The sequence below is a fragment of the Sporosarcina sp. Y1004 genome (assembly GCF_057669665.1).
In genome coordinates this window covers 181,105-194,475 of sequence record NZ_JBYHFQ010000001.1, presented here as the reverse complement: position 1 = coordinate 194,475, position 13,371 = coordinate 181,105, and the positions used below count along the sequence as shown (strand labels likewise).

The 13,371-nt window shown below is 39.2% G+C and carries 17 protein-coding genes and 1 pseudogene; 14 read left to right on the top strand and 4 right to left on the bottom strand.

Annotated features, from left to right (window positions below; genetic code table 11):
• The first annotated feature begins 257 nt into the window (after positions 1 to 257).
• The gene (gene splB, locus AC25Y6_RS01095; RefSeq protein WP_482101714.1) at positions 258 to 1,286 is read left to right on the top strand and encodes a spore photoproduct lyase; all 1,029 of its coding nucleotides are present in this window, start codon (positions 258 to 260) and stop codon (positions 1,284 to 1,286) included.
• Positions 1,287 to 1,360: 74 nt separating this feature from the next.
• Here the strand turns inward: splB and AC25Y6_RS01090 are convergent, their stop codons facing one another.
• Complete coding sequence (locus AC25Y6_RS01090; protein ID WP_482101713.1) at positions 1,361 to 1,855, bottom strand: CarD family transcriptional regulator; 495 nt, start codon at positions 1,853 to 1,855, stop codon at positions 1,361 to 1,363.
• 142 nt (positions 1,856 to 1,997) lie between these two features.
• Between AC25Y6_RS01090 and AC25Y6_RS01085 the strand changes: the two genes are divergently transcribed.
• Complete coding sequence (locus AC25Y6_RS01085) at positions 1,998 to 2,426, top strand: MarR family winged helix-turn-helix transcriptional regulator (RefSeq protein WP_482101712.1); 429 nt, start codon at positions 1,998 to 2,000, stop codon at positions 2,424 to 2,426.
• Between the two features lie 78 nt (positions 2,427 to 2,504).
• On the opposite strand, the gene AC25Y6_RS01080 is transcribed toward AC25Y6_RS01085, so the two are convergent.
• Positions 2,505 to 2,864 carry a carboxymuconolactone decarboxylase family protein gene (locus AC25Y6_RS01080; protein ID WP_482101711.1) on the bottom strand — a complete coding sequence of 120 codons (360 nt, stop codon included), beginning with the start codon at positions 2,862 to 2,864 and terminating at the stop codon, positions 2,505 to 2,507.
• A gap of 181 nt (positions 2,865 to 3,045) precedes the next feature.
• Between AC25Y6_RS01080 and AC25Y6_RS01075 the strand changes: the two genes are divergently transcribed.
• From AC25Y6_RS01075 to AC25Y6_RS01065, 3 genes are all read left to right on the top strand, one after another.
• On the top strand, positions 3,046 to 3,324 hold the full coding sequence (locus AC25Y6_RS01075) for a hypothetical protein (RefSeq protein ID WP_482104812.1): 279 nt from the start codon (positions 3,046 to 3,048) through the stop codon (positions 3,322 to 3,324).
• 287 nt (positions 3,325 to 3,611) lie between these two features.
• Positions 3,612 to 5,306: an alpha-keto acid decarboxylase family protein gene (locus AC25Y6_RS01070; RefSeq protein ID WP_488141776.1), complete on the top strand. Its 1,695-nt coding sequence runs from the start codon at positions 3,612 to 3,614 to the stop codon at positions 5,304 to 5,306.
• Positions 5,307 to 5,612: 306 nt separating this feature from the next.
• Positions 5,613 to 6,173: a signal peptidase I gene (locus AC25Y6_RS01065; RefSeq protein WP_482104810.1), complete on the top strand. Its 561-nt coding sequence runs from the start codon at positions 5,613 to 5,615 to the stop codon at positions 6,171 to 6,173.
• A gap of 153 nt (positions 6,174 to 6,326) precedes the next feature.
• Here the strand turns inward: AC25Y6_RS01065 and AC25Y6_RS01060 are convergent, their stop codons facing one another.
• Positions 6,327 to 7,115, bottom strand: coding sequence for a helix-turn-helix domain-containing protein (locus AC25Y6_RS01060; RefSeq protein ID WP_488141775.1), 789 nt, complete (start codon positions 7,113 to 7,115; stop codon positions 6,327 to 6,329).
• Positions 7,116 to 7,489: 374 nt separating this feature from the next.
• Between AC25Y6_RS01060 and AC25Y6_RS01055 the strand changes: the two genes are divergently transcribed.
• The 3 genes from AC25Y6_RS01055 to AC25Y6_RS01045 all read left to right on the top strand — a co-directional run bounded on the left by AC25Y6_RS01055 (position 7,490) and on the right by AC25Y6_RS01045 (position 10,203).
• Complete coding sequence (locus tag AC25Y6_RS01055) at positions 7,490 to 7,930, top strand: SRPBCC domain-containing protein (protein ID WP_488141774.1); 441 nt, start codon at positions 7,490 to 7,492, stop codon at positions 7,928 to 7,930.
• 158 nt (positions 7,931 to 8,088) lie between these two features.
• Positions 8,089 to 8,556 (top strand): Imm30 family immunity protein, encoded by a 468-nt coding sequence (locus AC25Y6_RS01050; protein WP_482104807.1) that lies wholly within the window; start codon positions 8,089 to 8,091, stop codon positions 8,554 to 8,556.
• A 435-nt stretch (positions 8,557 to 8,991) separates the two neighbouring features.
• Positions 8,992 to 10,203 (top strand): NupC/NupG family nucleoside CNT transporter, encoded by a 1,212-nt coding sequence (locus tag AC25Y6_RS01045; RefSeq protein WP_482104806.1) that lies wholly within the window; start codon positions 8,992 to 8,994, stop codon positions 10,201 to 10,203.
• An 87-nt stretch (positions 10,204 to 10,290) separates the two neighbouring features.
• Here AC25Y6_RS01045 and AC25Y6_RS01040 read toward each other — a convergent pair whose 3' ends face one another.
• Entirely contained in the window at positions 10,291 to 10,605 is a 315-nt protein-coding gene (locus AC25Y6_RS01040; RefSeq protein ID WP_482104805.1) for a DNA primase, read from the bottom strand.
• 349 nt (positions 10,606 to 10,954) lie between these two features.
• On the opposite strand from AC25Y6_RS01040, the gene AC25Y6_RS01035 reads away from it, so the two are divergent.
• The 6 genes and pseudogenes from AC25Y6_RS01035 to AC25Y6_RS01010 all read left to right on the top strand — a co-directional run bounded on the left by AC25Y6_RS01035 (position 10,955) and on the right by AC25Y6_RS01010 (position 13,348).
• Positions 10,955 to 11,476 (top strand): SecY-interacting protein Syd, encoded by a 522-nt coding sequence (locus AC25Y6_RS01035; protein WP_488141846.1) that lies wholly within the window; start codon positions 10,955 to 10,957, stop codon positions 11,474 to 11,476.
• Between the two features lie 367 nt (positions 11,477 to 11,843).
• A complete protein-coding gene (locus AC25Y6_RS01030; protein WP_482104804.1) occupies positions 11,844 to 12,218 on the top strand; it encodes an immunity 22 family protein in 375 nt (124 codons plus the stop codon).
• A gap of 36 nt (positions 12,219 to 12,254) precedes the next feature.
• Positions 12,255 to 12,584, top strand: a pseudogene (locus AC25Y6_RS01025) (DUF4274 domain-containing protein); the annotation flags it as partial.
• Positions 12,571 to 12,693, top strand: a complete 123-nt coding sequence (locus AC25Y6_RS01020) for a T7SS effector LXG polymorphic toxin (protein ID WP_482104928.1) — start codon at positions 12,571 to 12,573, stop codon at positions 12,691 to 12,693. The pseudogene AC25Y6_RS01025 and the gene AC25Y6_RS01020, both read left to right, overlap by 14 nt.
• A 66-nt stretch (positions 12,694 to 12,759) precedes the next feature.
• Entirely contained in the window at positions 12,760 to 12,996 is a 237-nt protein-coding gene (locus AC25Y6_RS01015; protein WP_482104803.1) for a hypothetical protein, read from the top strand.
• 43 nt (positions 12,997 to 13,039) lie between these two features.
• Complete coding sequence (locus AC25Y6_RS01010) at positions 13,040 to 13,348, top strand: hypothetical protein (RefSeq protein ID WP_488141773.1); 309 nt, start codon at positions 13,040 to 13,042, stop codon at positions 13,346 to 13,348.
• Positions 13,349 to 13,371 lie beyond the last annotated feature (23 nt).

The following is a 13,371-nucleotide window of genomic DNA, read 5'->3' as shown; positions in this document are numbered from 1 at the left end:
GTACCAGATGTGAGCACAAAGTCATTTTTAAAAGGAGCGTCAAAGAATAACTCGATATCCTTGACGCTTCTTTCAACTGAATAATTACCTTCATCACTGTAATTTAAGGTACCTGGTTCTGATACAATTTCGAATTATGTTAGCACGGGTACCTTTCATCAAGTCCATTTTCATAATTTCTCACTTTTAAGACAAGCTATACAAAAAGGAGAAAGGTGATCATATGGATACTAATTATGGATTAGGTAGTTCGCGGTATGAATAAACCCTTTACACCACAGCTTGTTTATTTTGAGCCAAATGCACTTGACTATCCGCTTGGCAAAGAACTGAAGGAAAAGTTCGAGAACATGGGAATTGAAACGCGTTTTACGACATCACATAATCAAATTCGGGATTTACCGGGTGATACAGACGCTCAAAAATACCGTATCGCGAAATCCACCTTAGTCGTAGGCATTCGAAAAACGTTAAAGTTCGATACGTCCAAGCCTTCAGCTGAATATGCAATCCCGCTTGCGACTGGGTGTATGGGGCATTGTCATTATTGTTATTTACAAACAACGATGGGCAGCAAACCCTATATTCGAACTTACGTTAACGTGGAGGAGATTTTAGAAGCGGCTGATCAATACATCGAAGAACGTGCACCCGAGATTACCCGGTTCGAAGCTGCGTGTACATCCGATATTGTGGGAATTGACCATTTGACGCATTCATTAAAGAGAGCAATTGAACATATTGGTCAAACAGAACTAGGTAGGCTGCGTTTTGTGACGAAATTCCATTTTGTCGACCATTTACTGGATGCCAAGCACAATGGCAATACACGCTTCAGATTTAGCGTAAACGCTGACTACGTCATTAAGAATTTCGAGCCCGGCACTTCTCCTCTGGATAAAAGAATCGAGGCTGCAGGGAAAGTGGCAAGAGCCGGCTACCCACTTGGCTTCATCGTTGCGCCCATCTACCTTCACGAAGGCTGGGAGGAAGGCTACCACCACTTGTTTAAGCGACTTGACGAGGAATTACCGCAAGATGCAAGAGACGACATAACATTTGAATTCATCCAACACCGGTTTACGAAGCCCGCGAAAAAAGTGATTGAAAAGAACTATCCGAAAACAAAACTGGAGTTAGATGAAGAAAAAAGACGCTACAAATGGGGCAAGTACGGAATCGGTAAGTATATTTATCAAAAGGACGAAGAGGATGAAATAAAGATGTATTTATACGGCTATATGGAAAAGTACTTCCCGAATGCGAAGTTGGAGTATTTTACTTAAGCACACGAAAAAAGCGTAAGGCCCTGGGAAACTGGGGCTTTACGTTTGTTTCTTGCGCAGCGATCACTTACTGCTTATTGACTAACCAGGAGCTTAACTTTTTTAGATATTTCTTCATAAGAAGTATCCAACGACACCGCTAATTCCTTATACATCATATTTTCTATGTTTGCCAAAAGAACTCGATCATCTCCATCGAGTTTCTTTTCGTCTGCATCCGCCTCACGCTTTTTCTCCATTAACGTAACTGCCACTGAAGCAATTACAGTACGGTCTCCTGTGTTTACAAGACTTTTATATTTTTTCGTACGCTCTCTGCCGTTCTCTATCCACTCGATGCCTGGCTGTTGGAAGGAATGCAAAATCTCTTCCGCCTCTTCTTTATTTAAGACGTTCTGCATGACAATTTTTTCACTATCAATAGGGATATTTATGATTAATCTCGCATTATCAAGTGGATGCAATACATAATAGGTTCCCGTACTGTCACCATAGGTTTTTTCGCATATATCGTCAATTTGACATAATCCATGTGACGAATAAATAATTACATCTCCAATATTAAACATACCTGTTAGCCTCCAACTCTACAATCGTCAATTTAGTTTACAATTTTCATTTTACGCCAAATTCACTAAATTGTCAATTTGGTTGACAATGGAGTAGTGGTTTTATATAGTAGGTGCAAAGATATCTTTAGGGGTGAAATGGTTGGATTTGGAATTAAAAAACTTAGATTTAATAGATATATTAAGCGAACGACATCTTCAACTGAGAAAAATAACAGAAAAACGATGGAATGCCAGCAGTGATATTTATTTGTCGAATTCCGAGTGGTTCATCATGGCGAGAGTTTATAAAAAACAGTCTACGATTGCATATGTTTCCAAACATGTGGATATATCTAGGCAAGCCACCCATAAGGTCATTAAAAGTCTGGAAGCAAAAGGCTTAGTTGAAATTAACAACATGGAAAATAACAAAAAAAACAAACGCATACGATTAACTCAATTAGGCGAAGAGTGTTATGAAAAAAATGAGTCGTTGAAGGCAAATTTAGAAACAGAAATCGCAAATAAGTTAGATCCTGGACAGTTAAAAATTCTTAAAGACTTTCTGAAATTGGATTGGGGCTTATAGTTTAGGGTTTACTCAACTCATAGTTATCATACTAAAAAAGGAACAAATCCATTTGACAGGATTTGTTCCTTTTCATTGTTATAGGACGATTCCTGTAAAGTCTTCGAGGGCATCTTGCCAAATGGTTACGCCTTGGCTCATTGCGGAACCGCCGCCTAGAGCTGCAGCCACTCCGATTGCCTCCATCATTTCTTCCTCAGTAACACCCGCATCCAGGCAACCCTTTGTGTGGTAAAGGATGCAATATTCGTTATGAGCGTGCACGCTAATGGCGAGTGCGATTAGCTGTTTGTCTTTCTGCTTCAATTTGCCGTCTTCGAAACACGACTCAGTGAATGCATGAAAAGCCTTGGTCACATCCGGCAATTTTTCTGCGAAACTGCCCATGCCAACTTTGTATTCCTGTAATACGGCTTCTGAATACGTAATTTCCTCCATTTTGTACCCTCCTGTTCGAGGGTAGTATTAACTAAGGCGGAGGAAGGTATGCATTGTTTTGAGGTTAAATTAATGCCTTATTTTTAAATTGAAATAGCCTGAGCCGCGCATACTTTAAGAATAATTCACAATACTAAGCGCGCTGTAACTAAATTTATTTGGAGGAAGGGAAGAGGTAGAAATGGCTAAGCGCTCTGAAACAAGTTGGAAAAAGGATAATCCAAACACATTTTTAAGCAACTCTGTTCAAAAGGCGGATCGTGCGGTGAAGCAAGCAATGACACATCCAGAAGAAATCGCAGTTGAGCATGCTTTCAATTCGCTATCACGTGCGGACAAGGCGTTCTTACATGCAGAACAGCAGGATGAGCCGGCAAATTCAGTCCAGCAAAACAAAGAACAGCTAGATTTGATGAAGCAGCAATTAAATGCAGTCAATGGGATTGTGAATGAGCAGTAAGATGAAGCGATTACCCCCGCAGGTTTCACAAAGCTTTTGGGTGTGATTCATTTCTCGTCTTACTTACCTAGTTTAATGTACCCCTTCAAATAGGAAGAAAAACAGCAAAGAAACACTACAGCGGCTTGTTGTAGTGTTTCTTTCGTATGAACGGATAGAACCGACGAGAAATTGGGAGTAGGCATGAGGAAATGGGGTAATTTAGATATATAGAGTAGCTACCGAAACGCTCAATTGGTTACGGAAATAGCTATCCTGTGAAAAACGTGAAGGAGGAATATATTTAAATGGATAAAATGCAACAGCCCATACCAACACACCCGCCCACACTCGGACAGTATCTTTTCGACAGCTTAAAAGCGGAAGGCATTACCGAAGTTTTCGGTGTTCCCGGTGATTACAATTTCAGCCTTCTGGATACATTGGAGCAATATGATGGAATCCGTTTCATCAATGGACGCAACGAGCTGGGGGCGGGATATGCAACTGATGGTTACGGACGACTTCGTGGCCTATCGGCGCTCATTACAACTTTTGGCGTTGGCGAGATGAGCGCCTGCAATTCTATTGCGGGTGCGAACAGTGAATATGTACCTCTCATACATATCGTCGGAGCGCCCAAATCAATGGATCAGCAGGCGCATAAACTAGCGCATCATTCCCTGCTGGACGGCGATTTTGACGTATTCCGGCAAGTGTATTCGCATCTGAGCGCCTACACAGCAATCGTGACGCCGGAAAATGCCGAACAGGAGATTACAGCAGCAATCCGTATAGCTAAACAAAAACGCAAGCCGGTTTATTTGATGGTAGCTATGGATTTGGTCACAAAGCCCATCGTCCAGCGCGTTGTTCCGGAAGTGAAAAAAATCACGACATACAAACCTGCGCTTGAGGCAGCGATTCAGCAAATAACGAAATTGTTGAATGGGACGAACAATGTAGTGCTTTTATCGGATATGCTGTCGCTCCGCTATGGACTCAGAGATTCCGTTCACCAGCTCGCGTCGAATTTAAACGTACCGGCTGCTTCGCTTATGATGGGCAAGAGTAGCTTCGATGAACGCCATCCGAATTACATCGGCGTATACGGCGGAGCATTAGGAAGTGAACAGGTCAGTACAATCGTAGAAAGCGCGGAGTGTGTGATTGCGGTTGGCATGATTTGGAACGACACGAATTCCGCTAAAGAAACGACAAAGCTTGATCGTCTTCGTCTCATCGACATTCAGCCCGAGTTTGTACGGGTCGGGGAATCCATGTACGAGCAGGTGATGGCGGCAGATCTCATTGCTGCCTTGAGCGCGTGTGGTTGGTCCCGAAGTGGCGCTTTACCTCAGGTTTCCTTCCCTTATGATGAACTATCTGGCGAGCCGGAGCAGCCAATCCGGGCGGAATCTTATTATCCACGCTTCCAGCGGATGTTGACGGACAAAGACATTGTTGTGGTTGAGACTGGAACCTTTTCATACGGCATGTCACAAGTGCGACTTCCAGCAGGGGTTGAATACATTAGCCAGCAAGGTTGGCAAAGTATCGGCTATGCAACGCCTGCCGCATTCGGGGCATGCATCGCGGAACCGGACAGACGTGTGCTGCTGTTTACGGGAGAAGGTTCGCTGCAGGTGACGGTTCAAGAAATCAGCACAATGCTGGATAATGGCTGCCGACCGATTCTGTTCATCCTCAACAACAGCGGCTACACGATTGAGAAGTATTTGAATGTTTTAACGTCCAACCAGCAGTACAACGAGATTCCGGACTGGAATTATACGCAGCTAGCTGAAGCCTTTGGCGGTAAGGCGTTCACGGTTGCGGTGCGTACCAATCAAGAGTTGGATGAGGCAATTGTTGCAGCGGAGCAAGCGCAAACGAGTCAGTTGTGCATGATTGAAATGATTGTCTCTGATCCCATGGATGCACCGGATTATTTGATTCGGCTTCGCAAGCATTTAGAGGAACAGGAACGTCTGAAAGAATAGTTGTATGCTGTTATTTCAAATAAGGATATTGCATTGAGCGCACTCCGCGGAGTGCGCTTTTATAATTTTTCGATTGCAAGATTGTTTGTTGTAGGTCGGTGGAATAAATGATTCGTATTTATCATAAAGTAATGTGACCAACGACTTGGGACAATAAGTAGGACATGCTTCATACCCCCGCTTCACAAAAATACTTTTCAATACTACAACTAACGCAATGATAATTTCCCTTTCTGTGTAGGTGTATGAATCCACAAGAGATTGATAAATGACTTGATGAATTTTTAAAAAAGGAGATTTATTGCTGTGAAAAAGTATTTTAGAAGGATAGGAAGTTGTACTGCTACCTTACTAATAATTGTTGGGTTTGCTTCTATCTATTCACTATGGCATTCCAGTAATACCCCCGGGAAACCTCCTACTATATTTGGATACATGAGCTCGACCGTTTTAACTGGAAGTATGGAACCAAGCCTTAAAGTCGGGGATTTATTAGTGATTAAAACCTTTAACTCAGAGGAAGCAAAAGTGAATGACATAATTACGTTTAAAAACAGCAATAATACGTTAATAACGCACAGAATTGTAGATGTCGTTGACAAAAAGAATGACATATTCTTTCAAACAAAAGGAGATGCAAATAATATTAGCGATCAAGACCTTGTTCCAAAGGAGTTGGTTATTGGGTCGCTACAATTTCATATACCCAAAGCCGGATACATAGTAAATTTTCTGAAAAGCTCCCTCGGCCTAGCAATAGTGGCTACTTTTCTATTTATAGCTGTAACAATAAGGTGCTTTAAAAAATTCACTAACTACTATCCAGAAAAGAAGGAAGGGGATGACTGTAATACCAGTAGTTTCTAAGAGTCCGAACCAGAAGTACCTGAAAATCCGGACCCTTAAGATTAAGAACTGGAAGGATAGGTGAATCAAGATAAAAAAGTTTTGACCTTAAGAAGAGGTACCTGTCTTATAGTCAAAGTTTTTGGGTCAATTATTCCTCAGATAGAATGACTTCTAGCGGTAGAAAAACCCCTCAAATGGCACGTCATAATCCATAAATGCCTCACTAAACAAAGCCTTGTCGATGAGTTCGCGCAAGACGCCTGAATAATAACCAGGTAGATTCCTAATGTTTTTAAGCTTTGTTGTTTGAATTGAAATACGTAGTGCCTGCATGGCCAATTGCTCGAAAAGTTCCCCTTTGTCTTCATGGATACTGAATTTCAGCATTTGCAGGGACTGTTTCCGGTAGACGCCGTAAAAATTGCGTGCTAATTTACTATCTCCGATTGTTGAAGAAAGAAGAGATTTCATCTTGCCGAAAAGTGTAGCAGGAACAATTTCCGGAGGAGACGTTCTTTTAAGATCTTTATTACTTAGCGCTTTAGAAAGAAAAGCTTCGGTTTGCGGTTTAGCAGGTTCAACCCTACTGCCAGAAGGCTTTTCGGTAATCTCCGGGGTGTTCAATTTCGACTGGTCATTAGTAGGTTTAATGACATAAATGTTGGCACCTAGACCGCTCATGACAGGGCGGATATAGTGAATGCGTTCGATGATTTCAAGCTTTTCTAATTTGCGAATGGCACGTCGGACAGTTGCGTTGGATTTCTTGATGGCCTTTTCGATGGTTTCGTGTTTCAAGTGAGCGGCACCATATTTGACGGAGTACCGGCGGATCATATCGAGAACAGCCCGCTCGGTTTGATTTATTTCATTCCAGTGCGTGAGTACATGTTGTCTTGTTGCTACGTCCAAATCGTGTTTATTTGCGAAGTGTGCGTATTCCGTTAGGTAAGTTGTCATAAAGAATATCCCCTTTATTCTTTATATAGAAGAAAAGTGGGGGAAAGGAGACAACAATGTAAAAAGAATTTTTTTTATTTTATTGGATGTAGGCAGGCATGTTGAAATTTGGTTGGCTGGACGCATGTAGTCGGTCGAAGTAGTGGGATTTCCAACGAATCTATCGAGATGTCCAATTAAGTCGGTGAAATGTCCAACCAATCTCGAGAGGTTTCCAATCAACCTGCGAAAGCGTCCAACGAAGTCAGTGAAGCTAGCTCGTTGTGTTTTTACAACAAGTAGAGGCGCATTTTCACGAACAGTGCAGTTTAAGTCAATAAAATTATAACTGAAATAAATTCAGTATATAATTGCTTTTAAAGGAGGTAAGTATTATGACCAACAAACTAATTGTGAAGGCTGAAATTCATATAGAGGCAACTCCTTCAAAAGTATGGGAGGTTCTCATTAACCCGAAATTTGTAGCGCAGTGGGATGAACTACCAGAGAATTATCCTAGTGAAAATATGGGTGTGGATAGTAAAGTGGTTTGGGCGCATCCTAACGGTGGACAGACTGTTACAACGATTATTAAGACAGTAGAAATGAAGGAATTAAAAATAGCCCTATACTCATCGAATTGGGAAGTAAAACCGAATGAAGGTGATGTGGCATATCTATATCAGTTAGAAGACCTAAATGGTAGTACTTTACTAAAAATTGAAATTGGTGATTTTTCACTTTTGAAAAACGGGCAAGACTATTATGATGCCTCGGTTGAATTTGCATCTGAATCAATAAAAGCAATAAAAGAATTAGCTGAAAATCTAGAGTGAAATATAAATAATAGCTACGCCTCTTTTTAAGCTAACGGAGTGCATTAGCAGAACTATCGAGAGGCAGCCTTTATTGTTATTCAACTAAATGACAGCATAACGGAATAGTAATGTTAAAATATTACATATAAAAATTTGGAATTGAAGATGGTGGTCGTGTGAAATTAAATAATGCAATAAATACTTTGAAGTTAAATCGTTTTATGAGAACTGAAAAGGAAATTTTATTATTTGAAGAAGCGTTAGAAGAAATATCTGAAACAAATGATTATCGTATAATTGGAAAATTGATTGATGTATTAGAAGATGACACCGAACACGAAGAAGTAATGTGGGGTTTAATACACACAATAGAATATTTAGGTGAACTTTCTCCAAAAGAAAGTTTGAAGTTACAGATTAATGCCATTCCTGCTAACGTTGAAAAATGCAGAGAATGGGTAGAAATTATGCATTTTAGGATACTAAACCATGATGAATATAGAAAGTTATTTGCAGAAGTATTGAAAGAGGTTAACGTGCAAGTCCAGGAGACGATAGTTAACTTATTAAATGAAATCAAGAATGAAGACCCTGTGAAATTCAAGGACAAAGTTGAAGAGGTAAAAACAATTTTGTATAGCTAACGGCCCTTTAGTGAAATAAGGAAAATAATATGTGTCAAAAAACGCTCAAATTTCTGAGCGTTTTTATTTGCTGTTGAAACATAGATTAGTTTGATATTTAAGCTGTCAATAGCGTTTTACTCCCCATCAATCGAACCCGTTAAATCAACAGTTGGCTGCCTTTTATTTTGGAAATGTTATCATGCGTGGGTACATAAAAATTCCGTCAAATTAAAGATGGGTAATTTCGAAAATTTGTGGAATACTAACCGTTGTATCATTATGAAAACATAGTTTTTCTTGTTCTTCACACAATTCATTTACTTATGCCATTTCGTTTGATATCATCATTTAGTTGTCCGACGTCAGACGAATGTGTTGGGTAATAAATAGTGTGAATTATTGAGTTTGAAACAAAATTATAAATGGAGAAATTCCATTATAGAGGTGTAGCTGTTGAATTTATTGTGGGGACTTTTAGGGATAGTGGTCGTGTTAGGAATTGCATTTCTTTTTTCTAACGGAAAGAAATCGATTAATTACCGCACTATCGTCGTTGGTTTAATCATACAAGTGACGTTTGCATTCATCGTCTTGAAATGGGAAGCAGGTAGAGCGGGCTTGGTAGCGTTTTCCGACCTCGTGCAAAATGTCATTGACTATGCTGGCGAAGGGGTTGCATTTCTTTTCGGTCCGGCGGCGGATGTTAAAGAATTCGGTTTCGTTTTTGCGTTCCAAGTGTTGACAATCATCATTTTCTTTTCTTCCTTGATTTCAGTGTTGTATTATCTTGGAATTATGCAGATGGTTATCAAACTGATCGGAGGCGCATTATCGAAACTGCTTGGCACGAGTAAGGCGGAATCGGTGTCAGCGGCCGCGAATATATTCGTCGGTCAGACGGAAGCTCCGCTTGTCATTCGACCGTTTATCGCAAAAATGACGAAGTCAGAGCTTTTTGCAGTCATGACGGGCGGACTTGCGTCTATCGCCGGTTCTGTTATGGCGGGGTACGCACTTTTAGGCATACCTCTTGAGTATTTGATTGCGGCAAGTTTCATGGCTGCACCGGCAGGATTGATAATGGCGAAAATTTTTATACCGGAAACGGAAAGTTCGGAAGTTACAACCTTTGACATGGAAAAAGATCAGGAATCGGTGAACGTCATCGATGCAGCTGCACGTGGGGCAGGGGATGGATTAAAACTTGCCTTGAATGTCGGTGCGATGTTATTGGCGTTCATTGCGCTTATTGCTTTAATGAACGGAATGCTGGGCGGGCTGGGTAAAATAGTTGGTTTTGAGTCGTTGACGATTGAGGGGATTCTTGGTGTTTTGTTTGCACCGCTCGCGTTTGCAATCGGCGTTCCTTGGTCGGAAGCGGTTACTGCAGGGGGATTCATAGGCCAAAAACTTGTGTTGAATGAATTTGTTGCTTATGCGTCATTTGCACCTGAAATACCTTCACTCAGTCCTAAAACTGTCATTGTTGTAAGTTTTGCGCTGTGCGGCTTTGCGAATTTAAGTTCATTAGCAATTCTTATTGGCGGATTGGGTTCTATTGCACCGAGTCGCCGTCCTGACATTGCTAAACTTGGCGTGCGAGCAGTCGCAGCAGGCATGTTAGCTTCCTTATTAAGTGCTTCAATCGCTGGAATGTTCATTTGAAAATTATATTCTGAGTACCAAAAAGGACTGGATGGCCATTGTGCCATTCAGTCCTTTTATAAGCTTAGCGCTTAACATTTTTTCTGATCAACCCTCGGTGCCATCATCATCACTGCCATCCTCAATGTCTGCATCCGTATCCGTACCATCATCAGTATCTACGTCCACGTCTGTATCCGTTCCATCGTCAGTATCTGCGTCCGCATCTGTATCCGTTCCATCGTCAGTATCTACATCCACATCTGTATCGTCACTAGGATTGACATCTTCTACAGGATCATCAACATCCACATTGACATCATCGTCTTCACCGTCTCCGCAAGCTGCAAGCATCCCGACCGATAGGATTGTTGCTGCACCAAGTTTCAACCATTTCTTTTCTCCTGTTAGTTTCAAAGCCATTATAATCTCCTCCAAGTTTTTTGTCTATTTGTATAAGTGAAGCATGTCTTTGATATACCCCGATTTTAATCTCTTAATCATGTAGTCCGTTTTTTGAGTAAATAATTAGATGCCAAAAGAATACCGATTCAGTTGAATTATCATGATTTGCGGGGCGCCCCTGGAGTTGACTGAGTATAGTTTGTAAAATAAGAAGACGTCATCGTTTTAATGAAAGTTATCATCCAATATAAAGAAGGTATAGATATAGACTCGTTTTTTATCATTTGGAAATGATAATGATTATGCTATATTACTTGAAAAATTCTTAAAAAAGTGAAGGAGGATATAATTGTCTACTAAAGAAGCGATGCAACAATATTTTAGATTAAGAAGAGACTTAGCGGATGGGGGTTTAGATTTTCTATTTAAAACTCCAGTAATTGATGAAACCAATAATTCAATAATCTTTGAAGGTGAAATTAATGAAGATGAATATGTTTCATGGAAACCTGTAGAAAAAAAAGATTTACATGATTTCAAGCAATTAAAAGAGGAATTTGGAATTGAGTTTCATGAGACGATAATTGAGTATTTTAATTCATATTGGTTCGCAGAATTAGACGGTTTTATCAACAATCATTATATAAAATTAGAGCCTGTCTTACCAAGTATTGAATTAAGTTCATTTCAAGAGGTATTAAAAGGGTATAAGAAAAATCATGGGAACAGATTAGAAAACATACCTATAGGACTTGAGGGTAATGGATTGTTAGTGGTAGTTAAGAATAAATGTGGAAAAGTTTATTTAGAAGATTTTCAGAGAGGTACTTTCGATATTATTACTGAAAATATTCAGGAATTGATTTTAAATCTCAAATTTAAAAGGTGAAACTTAAAGTCTTAACTTTTGCTTGCAAAATCAGCAATTCAGTAATTATATTTAGCGTCATATGACTGTCATTTATTTAGTTAATAAAGATTAACAATCGTGTTTGTAGGGGTTAATATGAATTTAAGGTACCTAGTTCTGATACAATTACAAATTGTGTTAGTACCAGGTCCCTTTTTAATAGAGAATGACTTGGAAACAAGGTTTAGGCTCAACTAAAGTACATAATGAATTGTTAGCAATAATAGATACTTCTAACGACTATAATACATTTGTAAGACGACTTAATAATTAGGCTAATTATAGGCTAGAGGGTGGGGTTTCATCTTTACCGGAAGGTCTTAGATTAAAGTAGGAGGATACTATAATGGAAAAACGAGGATGGGTTTCTTTTTGGTTAGGTAATATTAAAGAAGAGGACTCTATAGGAGAGTATGTAGATTTAACGTATGATGAGGATGGCGAGTCTGTACCTTCCAAATTTTTTATCGATTTTAATATTGATATGGATGAAACAGATGAGGATACTATAGAAAAAGCGGTCAATAAGAATAGTAGTAGTGATATTTCCACATTATTAGCTGGGTGTTCGTATGAAGAAATTATCATCCCACAAATTAAGAAAAGTATAGACTTAAAGAAATCATATAATGCAGTAATTCTGATATATAACTTTGAGTATAACAATGAAATTACTTCAACTAATACTTTTGACTTTATTACTACTACAAATTATGAGTAAGAAAACACTTATAAGTATGGAGAATAGACTTAATTGATGGGTAACATAGAAATTACTTTTCTGGAAGAACTGCTTTATTATACGGATAAAAATTATATAATCAGTCAATTAGGTAATGTAGACAATCCACTAATACTCCATTTTTTTGCAGCAAATTATAACTGGAATAGTGGGTTTGTTGTTCCAAAAGCACTCATTGAAAATGATTAATGTGATTTAGGAACAGGATTACTAATGTTTCATTACGCAGATGGATTTCGAATGTTAGAAAACCCAGAGAAAGATTCAAATTCAGCATTAGAAGAGTGGAAGGGTTTTTTATTAAATATTTATAATAAACTAATAAACCTAAATTTTAAGACAGAAAGGACAAGGGGGGGATGCGATCCGTGCATTTTATGCGGAGTGCCACCTGCCGTTGTTACAGTTTTTCATGAAATTCAAAAGCTATAATGTAAATGTCCTCACCCGATAGAGAATGATCTGAAGACGATGGAAACATGGATTTCTGATATCGAAGGATTGTTCACAGACGGCTGGGGTGGACGGCGTAAATGCCGGACAAGGATCCGGTGATGAACTTGGCAATCTAGTAGGGGCGAATACGTCTGAAGACGAGAGAATGAAAGCACTCTATGCCGCAATGGAAAAAGAACAACATGTAAGTAATCCTGTGAATGACTACGCAATCGATCCTCATACGGGCGAATACATCATGATGAACCAAGGAGTCGTTCGTGTTTCAAAGGATTACGGACCAAAAGAACTTCAGCAGTAGGGGCAAATCCAAAATCATTATCATAATAAAAAGGGGGAGAACCATGAACATTATTAAGATATTTCTGGAATATCAATGCTATCCAATGTGGATATATAATGAACAAGGTGAATTAGTTGATAATGATTTAGTTGGAGAACTTGAGGATGAAGACGAAATTGATAATATGCTTTTAGAGATACAGAATATATACGATAGTCTATTTGAAGACAATGCTATCAACTTTGAGTTCAAAGGATTTTCAAATGAAAATGAAAAGATCGTATTTTTTAAGAAGGTAGAAAACGCTATAACCTTAATTAAAGAAAAATTAGGATATAAGTATTTAATTGAGAACAAGGTGGAAATTTAATGAAATTAAAGAATAACCTTGAT

Bases quoted from the DNA above. Each gene is read 5' to 3' on its own strand.
- splB (WP_482101714.1), top strand. From the start codon at position 258: ATGAATAAACCCTTTACACCACAGCTTGTTTATTTTGAGCCAAATGCA.
- AC25Y6_RS01010 (WP_488141773.1), top strand. From the start codon at position 13,040: ATGAACATTATTAAGATATTTCTGGAATATCAATGCTATCCAATGTGG.
- AC25Y6_RS01030 (WP_482104804.1), top strand. From the start codon at position 11,844: ATGGAAAAACGAGGATGGGTTTCTTTTTGGTTAGGTAATATTAAAGAA.
- AC25Y6_RS01055 (WP_488141774.1), top strand. From the start codon at position 7,490: ATGACCAACAAACTAATTGTGAAGGCTGAAATTCATATAGAGGCAACT.
- AC25Y6_RS01070 (WP_488141776.1), top strand. From the start codon at position 3,612: ATGGATAAAATGCAACAGCCCATACCAACACACCCGCCCACACTCGGA.
- AC25Y6_RS01060 (WP_488141775.1), bottom strand. From the start codon at position 7,115: ATGACAACTTACCTAACGGAATACGCACACTTCGCAAATAAACACGAT.
- AC25Y6_RS01090 (WP_482101713.1), bottom strand. From the start codon at position 1,855: ATGTTTAATATTGGAGATGTAATTATTTATTCGTCACATGGATTATGT.
- AC25Y6_RS01040 (WP_482104805.1), bottom strand. From the start codon at position 10,605: ATGGCTTTGAAACTAACAGGAGAAAAGAAATGGTTGAAACTTGGTGCA.
- AC25Y6_RS01080 (WP_482101711.1), bottom strand. From the start codon at position 2,864: ATGGAGGAAATTACGTATTCAGAAGCCGTATTACAGGAATACAAAGTT.
- AC25Y6_RS01075 (WP_482104812.1), top strand. From the start codon at position 3,046: ATGGCTAAGCGCTCTGAAACAAGTTGGAAAAAGGATAATCCAAACACA.
- AC25Y6_RS01035 (WP_488141846.1), top strand. From the start codon at position 10,955: ATGCAACAATATTTTAGATTAAGAAGAGACTTAGCGGATGGGGGTTTA.